Below are 14,761 nucleotides of genomic sequence, written 5' to 3'. Positions count from 1 at the left end.
AGCATAAACCTAGCCCAGCAGCCTACTTACCTCTGCTTTATACGTTTGGCCAATTGGAATTTCATTCCCATCAATTTTGATTCGATTACCCTCGATGGTTTGGATTTTGGCTGTATTGACCAAATAGGACTTATGAACCCGTAGAAATTTTCCTTGCACCAATTTCTTTTCCAGCTCAGAGATTTTCTCCGGGCAAATAATCATACCAGACTGATGATAGACCTTGCAGTAATTCCCAAGAGCCTCGACAAAGCAAATCTTATTCAGTTCAATCTGCACGTGCTTTTTGTCTGACTTAAGAAAAATTCGCTCTGGTTCATTCTCTTTTTTGAAAGCTGGAGCATTTGAAGAGCATACCTTATTGATTGCCTTGATAAAACGATCCAAACTAAAAGGCTTCAGCAAATAATCGGCAATATCCAGCTCATAACCTTGGAGAGCAAACTCCTGATGAGCAGAAGTTACAATCACTTTGGGAGGGCTTGGCAGAGATTTCAATAATTCAAAGCCTGTAAGTTTTGGCATGTTGATATCTAAAAAGATCAGATCTACCTGATTACTCCTGAAAAACTCCAAAGCCTCAAAACCATTGAAGAAATTGCCCGCTTTTGCCAAAAATGAAAAGTTCTCACAATAGCCTTCAATAATACGATGCGCGATAGGCTCATCATCCAATATAACGTAGCTTACCTGCTCCATAAGATTTCCAAAACCAAAGTATAGATACCGTTCTTTTGAGTGATTTGCAAGGTATGTGAGCCAGGATAGGTTAATTCCAGTCTCCTTTTTAAATTCTCCAGTCCTATTCCAGGAGCTGCAGATTGGGAGCTGAGATCGAAATTATTTTCAACTTCAAGCCTTAATTTTTCCTGATTCGAATCCAATGTAATGGATACAAACGCCTCTTCTGCCAACTTTTCAACTCCATGTTTAAAAGCATTTTCCACAGGTACAATAAACAGTAAAGGAGAAATTAATTTGTCTTCTGACACGGACACACTAAAATCAATTTTAGGGAGTTGGCGATGACGAATTTTGTGCAGTTCTAGGAAATTTTCCACATAGGCCACTTCCTGAGAAACAGACACCTCCTTTTTTCTCCCCTCATAAATCGTATAGCGCATCATATCCGACAGCTTCAGCACCACCTCAGGCGCAGCATCAGATTTCTCCACACAAAGTCCATAGAGGTTATTAAGTGTATTAAAGAGAAAATGCGGATTGATCTGATTTTTCAACATGGCCAGTTCTGCCTGATTTTTCTGGTTTTCCAGATCTCTCATCCTTTTCCATTGCTCAAAAACCCATAACAAAAGGAAGAAAGGAATCGGAATCAACAACATGAAAATAGCCATTTCATGGTGTTCTCTCAGGTAAGTTTCATGCCAACGAAGAATGGAAAAAACCATCCATATCAGTCCATAAGCAATGAAAATGACTTTTTGGTACTTCTTGAAAAAGGCCGGAGCGACAAATCTGGCAATCCCCATCCAAAATAAAATTAGCAAAAAGATGGAAACCGGATTATCAGGAATGGACATCCATTGATCCAAAAGCAAAATTCCAGTGAAGAAAAGTGCCAGATACAGAATCTTAAGGAGGTTCTTTTTATGCAAACTGATTTTTCTGCTGTAATAAAAGACCAAACTGGTCAATATCCACCAAGACCCAAGGATCAGTACATTCTCTAAATATTCATCAAAATCAATCTTGATAAACCCGATTCTTTGGAGCAAAAAGGTGATAAGCAAGGTAACTGCTAAACCCCAGGCCAAGGCCTTAAAAAAAGAAGCTTTTGGAAACATACTTCTAAGATAGGTAAGCACAGATTTTTAGAAAATAAAGATGACCAACTGAGGTATTTCGATGATAAACTTATTAAAACCTTCACTTTATGCCCAGATCCATTAGATACCGAGTTCATCCTCAATTTGAACCTGTTTGACATATTAATTAGATCTAATCTTTTCGATTTCCAATTTTTGATGGAGCAAAAACACAGGACATGAACCAACTCGAAATCAGAAATCTCAGCAAAACCTATCCAAATGGGATCAAGGCGTTAAATGACATTTCCATTACCATCACTAACGGGATGTTTGGTCTGTTGGGACCTAACGGCGCGGGGAAAATCCAGTTTGATGAGAACACTTGCCACACTTCAAGCAGCAGGTTCAGGGGAAATTCTTTTCAACGGGCAAGATGTCCAGAAAAAACCTGAGATCATCCGCTCTGTACTAGGCTATTTACCTCAGGAGTTTGGGGTGTATCCAAAAGTTTCCGCACTTGAATTGCTCGATCATATCGCCATCTTAAAAGGCATTACAAATTCTGTTCAGCGAAAAGATCAAGTTCATTTTTTACTTCAACAAACCAACTTATACGATCATCGAAAAAAAAGCTGTGCATTCCTATTCAGGTGGAATGAAGCAGCGGTTTGGAATTGCCCAGGGACTTCTAGGGGATCCCAAATTGATTATCGTAGACGAACCAACGGCTGGACTAGACCCCGAAGAAAGAAATCGTTTTCTAAATCTTCTGAGTGAAATCGGAGAAAACATCATCGTTATTCTTTCCACCCATTTGGTGGATGATGTATTGGAGCTTTGTCCGCAAATGGCAATTATGAATCAGGGAAAAATTATTAAACAAGGAAATCCTGCAGTGCTCACAGCAAGTTTGGAAAGCAAAATATGGCGAAAAAAAGTCTCCAAATCGGAGTTGCCCCGCTACCAAAAAAAGCTGAATATCATCTCTTCCAAACTCATTGCCGGAGAAACTTTGATTCATGTAAAAGCCGATGAATTACCCGAAGTAGGTTTTGAGCAAATCAAGCCCAGCTTAGAAGATTTCTATTTCTCCACGCTTCAACAGACAAAGCAATGAACAGCTCAAGATTTATTTCTTTACTTCGATTTGAGCTCAGCTATCAACTCCGAACCAAAGCCGTTTACCTCTTTGGGCTAATCTACTTTGGATTTGCCTTTCTGATGGGAAGCCAAGGAGCCACGCCAGCCGGAGTCAATTACAATTCAGCGTATGAACTGTATTTCAAAATGGGGTTGGTTAGCTTGGGTGCAGTTTTTTCCATTATGTTTTTCGTAGTCACTGCAGTTCTGCGAGACAGTAAATTCGGCATGGAAGCGCTTATTTTCTCCAGTCCACTTTCCAAATTGGAATTCTTTTTCAGTCGTTTCTTAGGCGCCTGCGGTCGGAATACTAGTGCTAGTATTAGCAATTCCAGGCTTTTCATCTAGGAATCGCTTTTTCTGATCTAGATCCGAACAGAATCACGCCCCTTAATTTAATAGACAGCATTTCAGTAGCTTGGATGCTTTTGATCCCATCGGTGACAGTTTGTACAGTGCTGCTTTTTACCGTATGTCTGCTCACCAAAAACTCATTAGCGACCTATGCTATGGCAGTTTTAATTTATGCCTTGTATTTCATCTCTGCCATTTTTCTGAACTCGCCGCTCCTGCAAATGCAGCACCAGTTTCCAGCGAGAACTTATTCCTTGCAGCTCTGGCTGACCCTTTTGGACTTTCAGCTTTCTTCGAGCAAACCAATCTTTGGACACCATTTCAAAAAAATCAGGAGCAGATTTCATTTATCAGTTTGCTGGGATTGAACAGATTAATCTGGCTAGGGATCAGCGGATTGGTTTTGACAGCTTGCTATCGCAAATTCTCTTTTAGATCCTCCCATCAAAAACAGCAAAAAACTGAACCTCTCAAAGAAGATGAAAGTCTAAATCGTATTTCACTCCCTAAACCAAAAAAGGCTACCATTTCAATTTGTAATTACTTCCCAATTCTTACTTCTCTGATCCGAATAGATCTGAAATTCATATTCCAAAGCATTGCCTTTTGGGCTGTTTTGGGGATTTGGATAGTACTGGCTGTAACCGAAATTTATTCTAAAATCTATGCAGGAGGAGCCTATGATGAGAATTACTTTGCTGCCAGCCAACTGCTTTTGGAGCAGGTTCAACAGCCTTTGTATTCTATTTGGAATCTTGCTGCTGGTGTTTTTCTCAGGTGAATTAGTCTGGCGAGTGAAAAATGTAAAGTCACATGAAATCATAAGTGCCACTCCTATTCCAAATACCTATTTTTTCCTTTCTAAACTGGGTTCACTCTCGGATTCTAGTACTGCTTTTGATCGGAGTGACGGTGGTTATTTCCTTAAGTTTCCAATTGCTGCAAGGCTACCTAAATATGGATAGTCTAGCGATTTTAAGCCTGTTGATTTATCCCGGAACTCCCCCTTCTCTTCTATGCTTGCTTTTTTCTTTTGATTCAGAATTTCTCTCGAAGCAATTACCTTGGAATGGGACTTTCAGTCCTTGCATTCGCCTTATTCGCAGGCCCATTGGGCACTGCATTGGGACTTAATCATCCCTTATTAAAAATCGGAGACCTTCCTGCACTGGTCTATAGTGAGCAAGCTGGATGGGAAATGAATGCATCCGGTTTTTGGATTTTGGCCTTGCTTTGGGTACTACTTATAGGAAGCGCCACGCTATTTTCTATTACTGATTGGCGTGGATCACTGGATAGAATATCAGGAAAATTTACTTGGAACAAGTTCAATAAGGCTGGATTAATCTGCTTGGCGGCATCTACTGCAGTGATTGGGTTCAGCTTCCATCAAATAAATTATGAGGAAAATTATCAAAGCAGAGATGAGATTCTTTTCGCAAAACAGGATTATGAATTGAAATATAAGCACCTGCAAAAAAGCCCTGTTTTAAGTTACTCAGCTTTGAATATGAAGGTGAACATTTTCCCTTCCAAAGGAACCTATTCCGCAATGGTAAAGGGAAAGCTGATAAACAACAGTGACAGCCCAATCAGTAAAATGCTGTTAACGGAAAAAGAGGAATTGAAGAATTTAAGCCTGCAAAAAGCCACTGAGATCACAAAAGATGAGCCATTGGGAGTTTATGTAGTAGAGTTCGAAATCCCCTTATTACCTAAGGAAGAGATTGAATTTTCGTTTGAAGTCCAGACCAAACCTTCCATCTTCTCCACAAATCCTGCTATTATCAAAGATGGCACTTACCTCAATTTCCGTGATTTCTCACCTTATTTTGGCTATTCTGAAGGGAGGGAAATTAGCGACAATCAGGAAAGGAAAAAGCGAGGTTTACCCCTTAAACCAAATTTTTACGGTTTACAAGAGCACAAAGAGCAATTAGAAAGAAACTTGGCTAAAATTGATTTTGAAGCAGAAATCAGCACAGATTCAAATCAGATTGCATTAACCTCAGGTGATTTAATCGCGCAAAAAACCCATGGGAGCCGTACCACTTTCATGTTTAAGAGCCCTCATAAAATAATGCCTGCCATCGCTTTTTTCTCCGGAATCTACCAGGTAGAACGATTGAATCTAGAAGGAAAACTTCTGGAAGTTTATTCAATTCCAGCCCATCACCTGAGCTCCAAAGAGACTTTGGCGATCATGAAAACCAGTTTGGAGATGCTCTCAGAGACTTTTGGCGAATACCCTGATGAGCATCTGAAAATAGTAGAAGTACCATCCTACTGGGCATTTGGAGGCTTTGCCCATCCCGGAATTATCAGTATGGTTGAGGACAATTACTTTCTGGTAAGATCCGAACCCGAGAATCAATTTGATTTAAAGCGCAAGCGGGTAATTCACGAAGTTGCACATCAATGGTTTGGGCATCTTCTAGCACCAAGAAATCTACCTGGCGCTTCCCTTTTCGTGGAAGGATTTGCAAAATATGCCGAGGCGATGGTGATGGAGAAAGAAATCGGAAAATCAGCGCTTTGGCACTTGACCGACAATGCTACCAGAACTTACTTTTCAGGAAGGGCTTTCGCTTCAGAAACAGAGCCAGCGCTCTCCAGTGTTGAAAACCAAGGCTATTTATCCTACGGAAAAAGTCTTTTGAGTTTGCTAGCAACTCAGGAATTGATCGGTAAGAAAAAACTCAATTCAGTAATTCACAAAATTGTGGAAACCAATCGAGAGAATACCCAACCAAAGGTGAAGGTGAGCGATTTTCTTATCGAATTAAGCGCAGTATGCAAGCCTTCCGAAAATGCATTGATTAGCGATTGGTTTGAAAAAGTAATTCACTACGACATCAAAATTGAGGACGTTACTATACAGGTCTTGCATAGTGGCGAATACGAATTGAAAATAGCCTATGCAGCAAAAAAGCTAGAGACATTAATCGACGGTTCTGTTCAAGAAATCGCGATGGATGAACCTCTTACTATATCCCTTTTATCTGATCATCCAGAACAAATCGAATCAGACTCTGAAATCATCTCTACCTATAAATCACCACTAAAAAACGGAAATGGTGACTTGATTATCATTTCCAAAGTAAAACCGCAATGGGTTGGAATTGATCCCTGGGGCACGAGGCCGGATGCTAATCGGGAGGATAATTTTTATAAAATAAAATTTGAATATTCGCAATGATGCCAATCGTCTTTGATTCCCTGCTTACTTGGATGGAAGAAACCGGAGACCGCAGGTGCCTCAATTATTTATTGTTATAATTTAAATTGCTTTTGGCCTTTTATTGGTAGAAAAGGATGTACATAAAATAAGTTTTCCTTATTTAAATACTATCTACCTAAAGCATTCCTAGCTCAGTTACTTTAGCTCATCCCCTCTGATGAAATCGGAAAAGCAGAGCTCCTATGCATAAACTCCATGTAGATCTCCATAAATCTGTCTCTTTCTTCATCTGTCAAAACACCTATGAATGAAGTTTGCTATCAGATCACAAATATGCAGATACAGGAATATATTGATCCTTCCCTTTTCAAAATAAGCAGGGAAGCACTTATGGATGCCGCGGAATCCATGGCTGTAAGAACGGTAAATGGCACGCTTATTTAGCGTTCAGTCAAGAAAACCGCAGAACCAACAAAAGAAAACTTTCAGATTCTGTTTATTTGGGAGTTATTTAGATGTTATGTGGTAGGAGTCAAATACTGCTCATCCAATATAATTCCACTTATGAACAAGATTATTCCGTTAGCCCTATTCCTCATCCTACCATTCCTCTCCTCTGCCCAAACAGTCTGTACTTTAGAGAGCAGAGAAAAACTTGAGGAGATGCTGGACCAACTCGCACAGGAAGGTCTTAGCGATAAAACTTTAAATGAGCGGGTAATCGAGATCGGAAAGAAATTCCTTAAAACTCCCTATGTGGAAAAAACGCTGGAGCTTCCGGGTGAAGAAAAGTTGGTAATCAACTTGACTGGTCTGGACTGCACCACTTATGTGGAAACTGTTATCACACTTACACGAATTGCAGAAGAGGGTAAATTCACTTTCCAGGAATTCGAAAAGGAGTTGGAAAATCTTAGGTATAGAGATGGAACCAACGAAGGGTATGCTACCCGACTTCATTATTTTTCTGACTGGATTTTTGAAAACGAACTTAAGGGCATTTTGAAGGATGTTACCAAGGAAATCGGGGGATCTCCTTATGCCAATGCTCCTACTTTTATGTCTGAAAACCCTCAATTTTACAGACAACTAAGTGAATCCGAGAATTTGGACGCCATCAAAGAAACTGAGTCAAAAATTGACAAGCGTGGGTATTACTATGTTCCGAAGGCGGATATTCAATCCCTTGAAAAAAATATACAATCTGGGGATATCATTGCCATCACCACCTCCATGACTAATCTAGACGTTGTGCACACAGGCTTCGCTATTGAGAAAAATGGAAGAATTCATTTGATGCACGCAAGCTCTAAAAACAGAGAAGTGGAGATATCCGAAAAACCCTTGAGCGAGTATCTCGCAGGCAATAAAACTCAATCCGGAATTATCGTTTCTAGGCTGATCAAAACAGCCTATTAAGCCTATACGCTTATTTTTAAGCCTTTTCTCTTAGAACCTTATTAGCATATACTGGCATTCATTCTCACCATTCCATACTACATCTTCGACCCATGGGAAATTGCATTTTACTTCAAATGTACCTGGGTTTTTTGTTGAAATGAGAACCTTAGAATCTAACAAATACAAGTAGTGGCTTGCTTATTGGACTTTTGCCAATAAAAAAAAACTCATGAATACCGAAAAGCAAAAAGTATTGATCATCGGTGCTAATGGAAGCACTGGTAAACTCATATGTAATTTATTAAAGTCCTCTTCTTCTTATTCTCCTCTCGCCATGATCAGAAAGGAAGCTCAGAAGGAATATTTTGAGGATAAGGGAATAGAAACCGTGATGGGCGATCTGGAAAAAGATTTTGAATCTGCTTTTGCTGGCGTTTCAAAAATAATTTTTGCCGCAGGTTCTGGAGGTTCAACAGGTCCAGAAAAAACCATAGCAGTTGACCAGGATGGTGCTATAAAGAGTATTGACTTCGCTCAAAATCATAAAATTGAAAAATTTGTCATGCTAAGCTCCATGGGGGCTGGTAATCCTGGAGATTTCGAAGATTCAAAAATGCATGGCTATTTACTAGCCAAGCATAAAGCAGACGAGCACTTGATAAAAAGCGATTTGAATTACACCATCGTTCGCCCGGGAACATTGACAAACGAGACTGGAACAGGCAAAATTGAAGCTGCCAAAAACCTTGGTAAGCGTGGTGAAATATCACGGGAAGATGTCGCTGAAACCCTGGTGGAAGTTTTGGATTCCAAACTCGCTTCGATCATATCATTTGAGATGATAAAAGGACAGGACAAAATCCGAGAAGCACTTGAGAAGCTAGGCTCCTAAAATATCATTCAATTATAGTGGCTATAATCCTTAAGGGGCCTCCACTCCCTCCTTTGATTTTCATAGGAAGTGCAACTACGTAAATGCCAGTCGGGGGAAGTAAATCCAAGTTGGCGACATTTTCAAATCCGGGAATTTGGTTTTCCATCAAGGCTTGATGCGCTGCAAAGTCCTTGGACTGACCAAAGTCTAAACTTGGGGTATCCAACCCCACTGCTTTCACTTTACGTGTTTTGGCTAGCCAAGTAGCCGTTTCGGGCTGAATCCCCGGAAAATGGAGCTCGGGAATCGCTTCTGCGCCCGATTTAGCAGTGCCAAAATAAGCTTCCCGATCAGGATAAAATTTCCCATATCCAGTGCGAAATAACACCATCGCCTGGACTGGGATTTTTCCATGCTCTGCTTCCCAATTCAAAATAGCTACAGAATCGATCAAATAATCCCGGTCTTCCAAGGCTTTTCCACTCACATCTATTACCACTGCCTCTCCCGTCAATTTGGACAAAGGAAGTTCGTCTACCGTTTCTCCTTTTGCAAAAAAGTGAATAGGCGCATCCAGATGCGTACCACCATGTTCGGGGGTCAAAATCGTATAGGAAGAATAATAATACCCCAAGTCAGTCACACCTTCCGCATCAACTCTGTGCTGAAATCCATCAGGATTATTAGGCCAGTACAAGGTGGTAGAATCAAAAGCATACGACAAGTCAATCCATTCACTTTCTAAAAAAGGCATCTTTGGAATGGGGGCTTCCACTTCTTTTTGCTCGCAGGCGCCTAAACCACAAAAAATTAAAACAACGACAACCTTTCTACTAATTTGGACAAACTCAAAAAATCTCATCTGCTAGTACGTTTTGTTTCATTCAAGTTAAAGATAGATTTGCAAAACTATCATCTCCCTGCCTTGAAATATGATAATGGGTGAAATTTGCACAACAAATTATTAGTACCTTATCTGTGCTAATCTGATTAAAATTATGAATTAAAATCAAGTTACACTAAGCAACTGGAGAATAAGACCTAACCCAAAGCCACCCTGTAAAAGCCTGTGTTTTACTTCATTACCACACAAACAAAGAACTGAAATCTCGGTACTTTATAGTCATAAAACTCAAAGGATTGATTTTTTATTCTGTATTAATTAAATAACACAGAATAAAAGATTAATTATTTTATTTTTGTGGCATGGAAAAAAGTGGAATGAAATTCAAGTGGAAGGTTGCATTTCTGATAACGATTGCGGCACCTGTACTAGGTCTTTTTTGGAAGCATAGTCAACCTGTACTGGAAAACTTTGGAACTGAGAGTGATCTGAATTATGCGGATATAGCTTGGCTACTCACCGCATCCTGTCTGGTTTTACTGATGACGCCTGGGCTCTCCTTGTTTTACGGCGGGATGGTCGGCAAGAAAAATCTTATTTCCACCATGTTGCAGAGCTTCATCTCTCTGGGAGTAGTCACCATGCTGTGGGTAGTGGTAGGTTTCAGTATCGCCTTTGGGGATCCTATCGGCATTACCATCGATGGAGTAAAGTATGGTCTTTTTGGCAACCCATTCCAGTACATGTTCTTTGATCAGGTAGCAGAATTACCGCATAAGGCGCTTGGTTCCTCGATTCCATTTATCCTGTTCGCCTTATTTCAGATGAAATTCGCTGTGATTACTCCTGCGATCATCACAGGATCTTTTGCGGAGCGGGTTCGCTTTATAGGCTACCTTTTCTTCATTGGCATCTTCTGCATATTTGTCTATGCACCTCTGGCACACATGGTTTGGCATCCAAATGGGCTGATCGGTTCCTACTTTGGTGTGCTTGATTTCGCCGGCGGGACAGTTGTACATATCAGCGCGGGTCTTGCTTCCTTGGCTGGGGCTTTATTTTTGGGTAAAAGAAACAAGCCTCATCACGAACCTTCGAATATCACCTATGTACTCCTCGGAACTGGTATGCTCTGGTTTGGCTGGTTTGGATTCAACGCGGGTTCTTCCTTAGGAGCCAATGCCACAGCGGCACTTGCATTTGCTACTACGACAATATGTTCCGCAACAGCAATGATGACCTGGGTGCTTTTTGATAGGATTCAGGGAAGAAAAATCTCTGCCCTGCAAGCTTGTATAGGTGCAGTAGTTGGGCTGGTAGTGATCACCCCGGCAGCTGGCTACATCACGGTTCCCGAAAGTTTCTTCTTTGGAGCTGTGGGAGCCATCGTTTCCAATTTGGCTATGCATGCGAAGTTTTTGAAGAAAATTGACGACACACTGGATGTCTTTGCTTGCCACGGAATTGGCGGAATTATGGGGATGATCCTCACTGCAATCTTCGCAGGAAAAGAAGGCTCTAGTTTACTTCATGGAGGCATCGGAGTATTCGCGTCACATATGGTGGTGCTAGTGGGTGTATGTCTTTTCTCCTTTGGGATGGCCTATGCTATTTTCTTTATCCTAAACAAATTTGTAACGCTGCGAGTGCGGGAGGAATACGAAGAAGTGGGACTTGATATTTCCCAGCATGGGGAGTCTATTTAAGAAGTAATAGAATTCTCTTAAATGAAACAGCCGCTTTTGGAAACAAGAGCGGCTGTTTTATTGATCTTCAAAAATTTTGGTCGGTTAAAATTCCTAAACCCCTCCCACCATAACCCAGAATTTCTGAAATTGACTTTTTAAGCAAAAAAACAAGTCCTGCTTCTGGAGAAGCAAGACAACCGCGACCTTTGCGTGAACTCTGTGTACTCTGCGGTTAAATTTCTTTAAGTAATTTCCATACATGCTAGAAATCCAGCACTTCAAAAAAACTTACCCTACCGGCTTTCAGATGGAGATTGATTCACTCCAATTGTCAAAAGGCATACATCTGATCAAGGGTGAAAATGGTTCGGGGAAATCTACTTTGCTAAAGTCCATTGCTGGGATTCATGACTTTGAAGGGGAAATTAAGTTGGATGGGATTTCACTGAAGAAAGAACCTATCTCCTTTCGCAAGCTGCTAAATTACTCTGAAGCAGAACCCCTTTTCCCGGATTTTCTAAGTCTGGATGAGTTGATCGCTTTTGTATCCAAAACCAAAGGAGCTGACAATTCTCAGATCGAGTCTTTGAAAGAGATCCTGGGGATCGGTGACTATTCCAAAAACGCTATTTCTACCTATTCCTCGGGAATGTTGAAAAAGACAGGATTGATCTTAGCTTTTCTGGGCAAGCCAAGCTTGATCATTCTTGATGAACCCTATACGACGATCGACGTGGGAACACAGCAACGATTAACTGAGCTGATCCATCGTGAACTGGAAGGCGGAGTGAGTTTTCTCCTCACTTCCCATATCGCGGATTTCGAAGAGTTTTTCGCCTATGATTCTGTCCTGACTATCGCTGATGGCAACCTGATCCAAAGTCATGAATGAGCTATTTTTCAAGACTTTTGTAATCACTTTCTACCGGGCTTTTCTGGGATTTTTCATATTGGTCATCTTGGTTTTTGGTGTCTTTATGGAAATGAAGCAACACCTCATGATTGCCGAGCGACTGCTTCATAATTCTATAGGTTTTTATACTATCCTGCTGCATTTTCCTGGGCTATACTTTGGCTCAAAAAAGATTTCAGATTCGACTCCTGAATGACAAGCATTATAGAATCTTTCATCAGCTAGGCTTTTTCACCTGGCACCAACTTGGCCGAAACTTCCTGCCTGTTTGGCTGGCAAATCATGCCCTAATTTTAGTCTATTCGGTTTTGCTGACTTATGTAGGAATTGGGATTAATGCTGGTGGAAAGCTTGGGAATATTTGGCTATTTCTCATTGGTATTTTCTTGGCTGATATCACTCTCCTTTATTTCAAACTCAAAAAACCTTTCCCCGAAAGCACCCGAGTTAGACCAGCCATTTTTAGAAATCTAAGCTTCGAGTTTTGGTTTTTGATGCATTTGAGGGAAAATAGAACGCTCTTAATTCTGGCTGTAAAAATCATCAGCATCTTCCTGCTGAATGGGTTTTTCTACTTCTATTTTGGTGGTGGTTACGACCTGCGATGGCTGGAGTTTGGGCTACTCTGCGCGGCCTATGTTCACTTTCCAATTTGGCTGGAGAAAGATGGATTTGAATCAGCGCAACTAAGCTATTTCCGTAATATGCCATTGAGTTTTTCTAGAAAGATCTGGCAACATTCAGTTCCTATTTTACTCATTCTTTTCCCAGAACTTGCCTTGCTGGTCTTTAAGTTTGGTACCCTCGAAAACATTCCAGATCTAGTCTTTTTGCTTATCCTCTTGATCGCTATCAATATGGGGATCTATGGTCTTATCAAATTGAGAAATGAGCAGGAGAAAGCCTTAAAACTTGGCTATTTGGTTTTCTTTTTCCTATTCCTGCTTGTGATATTCGGGATTCATCCGCTAATTATTTCTGCGGTTTGCTTACTTCCGTTTTTGGTAGCAGTGAAGTCTAGGTATTCGGTCTAAGTTTTACCCCACCAATTCCTTTTCTATCTCTTCCAAGGACTTGCCCTTCGTCTCAGGCAACACATAGTAAATCACCAGGAACCCAAAAGCGCAGATTGCACCGTAAAGCCAGAAGTTATTTGCCCAGCCTAGATTCTCACGGATAGCGGGAAAGAAATAGGTCAGGGTGAAGTTACCAACCCAGTGCGCAAGTGCTCCTATGGAAATCGCTGCTCCCCGAATTCGTGTAGGAAAAATCTCCGAAAGAACTACCCAAAGCAAGGGTGCCAAGGTGAAGGAATAAAACATCACATTGGCCAATACAGCAAATACAACTGCATTTCCGCCGAGATCTATAAAGAAAAAGTAGCCAATCAGCCCATACAAAATCGCCATCGCAGAAGTACCGATCAGCAGGAGTTTCTTTCTGCCAAATCTATCCACTGTGAAAATGGTGATGAACACCGATAGCACCATCACCCCACCAATCACCACGATATTCAGCATCATCTGTTTGAGATTATAACCCGCAGTCTGAAAGATATCCGCAGCATAATAGATCACCACATTGATCCCAGACCACTGCTGTAGAAAAGCTAGAAAAATACCTATTCCCAATAGCTTCATAATTCGCTTTTGAAACAATTCCTTCAGATTCACCTGCCCAAAATCACCTTCCTTCAAGGTAGTTTTCACCTCAGCGATAGAGTCTTCGGCATAGGCATTCCCTCCGATTCTTTGGAGTATGGTACGCGCCCGACCTTCTTCCTTATTCTTTATCAGCCAAGGCACCGACTCAGGCACAAAAAACATCAACACAAAGAACAAAATCGCCGGAATAGCCTCAGCAGCAAACATCCATCTCCAGCCATTTTGCCCAGACCAACTCGCTGCGATCATCTCGAAAGTAGCATTATCAGCCAATTGGGTATCCGCAAGGGAAATTTGCCAGTTAATCAACTGAGCCAGCAAAACTCCGATCATGATCAATAGCTGATTAATTGTGACCATTTTGCCGCGTTTCTCTGGAGGCGAAAGCTCTGCGATGTAAAGCGGTGAGAGGTTTAGCGCTACTCCCATCGCTACGCCACCGATGATTCTATAGAAATTGAATTCCCAGAAAGTACCAGCCAAGGCAGTTCCTATAGCCGAAATGGAAAACAATAACCCAGAGGCGATCAGTAATCTTTTCCTCCCCAACTTATCCGAAATCAAGATGCAAATCCCCGCTCCAATCATACAGCCAATCAATGCAGAGCTTGTCCCCCAACCCTGATCGCTTACAGAAGTGATATTAAAAAAAGGCTCGTAAAATGGCTTTGCTCCTCCTATCACTACCCAATCGTACCCAAACAAAAACCCTCCCAACGCTGCAGTGAGGCTAATCAGCCAAATATAAGTTTGGTTGTATGTATAGGTAGGCTTCATGGGATCAGGTTAGGGTTTGGGAAAAAGCATAAAATCGAAGCCATAAAATAGGGCTTTTTGGGATTTCAGCAATCCTGTGGTTAACCTATAGGAATGTATCCATTAGTTTACTATTTCAGAAATAGGATAAAGCTTAGACTCAAAATAAAGATTAGC

General features: G+C 41.1%; 14 protein-coding genes and 1 pseudogene. 10 read left to right on the top strand and 5 right to left on the bottom strand.

Going from position 1 to position 14,761, the window contains the following annotated elements; genetic code table 11:
• Positions 1 to 9: 9 nt before the first annotated feature.
• Both AC0L6R_RS16815 and AC0L6R_RS16810 read right to left on the bottom strand, forming a co-directional pair.
• On the bottom strand, positions 10 to 699 hold the full coding sequence (locus tag AC0L6R_RS16815; RefSeq protein WP_473272234.1) for a LytR/AlgR family response regulator transcription factor: 690 nt from the start codon (positions 697 to 699) through the stop codon (positions 10 to 12).
• Positions 687 to 1,826 (bottom strand): sensor histidine kinase, encoded by a 1,140-nt coding sequence (locus AC0L6R_RS16810; RefSeq protein ID WP_473272233.1) that lies wholly within the window; start codon positions 1,824 to 1,826, stop codon positions 687 to 689. The genes AC0L6R_RS16815 and AC0L6R_RS16810 overlap by 13 nt, the downstream gene beginning before the upstream one ends.
• 179 nt (positions 1,827 to 2,005) lie before the next feature.
• Between AC0L6R_RS16810 and AC0L6R_RS16805 the strand changes: the two are divergent.
• The 7 genes and pseudogenes from AC0L6R_RS16805 (at position 2,006) to AC0L6R_RS16775 (ending at position 8,737) form a co-directional block, all read left to right on the top strand.
• A pseudogene (locus tag AC0L6R_RS16805) lies at positions 2,006 to 2,886 on the top strand (ABC transporter ATP-binding protein).
• Complete coding sequence (locus AC0L6R_RS16800) at positions 2,883 to 3,257, top strand: hypothetical protein (RefSeq protein ID WP_473272232.1); 375 nt, start codon at positions 2,883 to 2,885, stop codon at positions 3,255 to 3,257. The pseudogene AC0L6R_RS16805 and the gene AC0L6R_RS16800 overlap by 4 nt, the downstream one beginning before the upstream one ends.
• 70 nt (positions 3,258 to 3,327) lie before the next feature.
• Complete coding sequence (locus AC0L6R_RS16795; RefSeq protein WP_473272231.1) at positions 3,328 to 4,044, top strand: hypothetical protein; 717 nt, start codon at positions 3,328 to 3,330, stop codon at positions 4,042 to 4,044.
• A gap of 288 nt (positions 4,045 to 4,332) precedes the next feature.
• Positions 4,333 to 6,462, top strand: a complete 2,130-nt coding sequence (locus tag AC0L6R_RS16790; protein WP_473272230.1) for a M1 family aminopeptidase — start codon at positions 4,333 to 4,335, stop codon at positions 6,460 to 6,462.
• Positions 6,463 to 6,747: 285 nt separating this feature from the next.
• The gene (locus AC0L6R_RS16785) at positions 6,748 to 6,888 is read left to right on the top strand and encodes a hypothetical protein (protein ID WP_473272229.1); all 141 of its coding nucleotides are present in this window, start codon (positions 6,748 to 6,750) and stop codon (positions 6,886 to 6,888) included.
• Positions 6,889 to 7,008: 120 nt separating this feature from the next.
• Positions 7,009 to 7,863: an N-acetylmuramoyl-L-alanine amidase-like domain-containing protein gene (locus AC0L6R_RS16780; RefSeq protein ID WP_473272228.1), complete on the top strand. Its 855-nt coding sequence runs from the start codon at positions 7,009 to 7,011 to the stop codon at positions 7,861 to 7,863.
• Positions 7,864 to 8,074: 211 nt separating this feature from the next.
• Entirely contained in the window at positions 8,075 to 8,737 is a 663-nt protein-coding gene (locus AC0L6R_RS16775; protein ID WP_473272227.1) for an SDR family oxidoreductase, read from the top strand.
• 4 nt (positions 8,738 to 8,741) lie between these two features.
• Here AC0L6R_RS16775 and AC0L6R_RS16770 read toward each other — a convergent pair whose 3' ends face one another.
• Positions 8,742 to 9,581 carry a cyclase family protein gene (locus AC0L6R_RS16770; RefSeq protein ID WP_473272226.1) on the bottom strand — a complete coding sequence of 280 codons (840 nt, stop codon included), beginning with the start codon at positions 9,579 to 9,581 and terminating at the stop codon, positions 8,742 to 8,744.
• Between the two features lie 359 nt (positions 9,582 to 9,940).
• Here AC0L6R_RS16770 and AC0L6R_RS16765 point away from each other — a divergent pair, with 359 nt between their 5' ends.
• Both AC0L6R_RS16765 and AC0L6R_RS16760 read left to right on the top strand, forming a co-directional pair.
• Positions 9,941 to 11,269: an ammonium transporter gene (locus AC0L6R_RS16765; RefSeq protein WP_377919194.1), complete on the top strand. Its 1,329-nt coding sequence runs from the start codon at positions 9,941 to 9,943 to the stop codon at positions 11,267 to 11,269.
• A 241-nt stretch (positions 11,270 to 11,510) separates the two neighbouring features.
• On the top strand, positions 11,511 to 12,143 hold the full coding sequence (locus AC0L6R_RS16760; protein ID WP_473272225.1) for an ABC transporter ATP-binding protein: 633 nt from the start codon (positions 11,511 to 11,513) through the stop codon (positions 12,141 to 12,143).
• Position 12,144: 1 nt separating this feature from the next.
• Here AC0L6R_RS16760 and AC0L6R_RS16755 read toward each other — a convergent pair whose 3' ends face one another.
• Positions 12,145 to 12,273, bottom strand: coding sequence for a hypothetical protein (locus tag AC0L6R_RS16755; protein WP_473272224.1), 129 nt, complete (start codon positions 12,271 to 12,273; stop codon positions 12,145 to 12,147).
• Between the two features lie 49 nt (positions 12,274 to 12,322).
• Between AC0L6R_RS16755 and AC0L6R_RS16750 the strand changes: the two genes are divergently transcribed.
• Complete coding sequence (locus AC0L6R_RS16750; protein WP_473272223.1) at positions 12,323 to 13,198, top strand: hypothetical protein; 876 nt, start codon at positions 12,323 to 12,325, stop codon at positions 13,196 to 13,198.
• Between the two features lie 3 nt (positions 13,199 to 13,201).
• Here the strand turns inward: AC0L6R_RS16750 and AC0L6R_RS16745 are convergent, their stop codons facing one another.
• Positions 13,202 to 14,605: a sugar porter family MFS transporter gene (locus AC0L6R_RS16745; protein ID WP_473272222.1), complete on the bottom strand. Its 1,404-nt coding sequence runs from the start codon at positions 14,603 to 14,605 to the stop codon at positions 13,202 to 13,204.
• Positions 14,606 to 14,761 lie beyond the last annotated feature (156 nt).

The organism is Algoriphagus sp. 10J20-15 (assembly GCF_055809615.1).
Note: the sequence above shows the minus strand (reverse complement) of the source record. Positions and strands in the feature narration are given on the sequence as shown.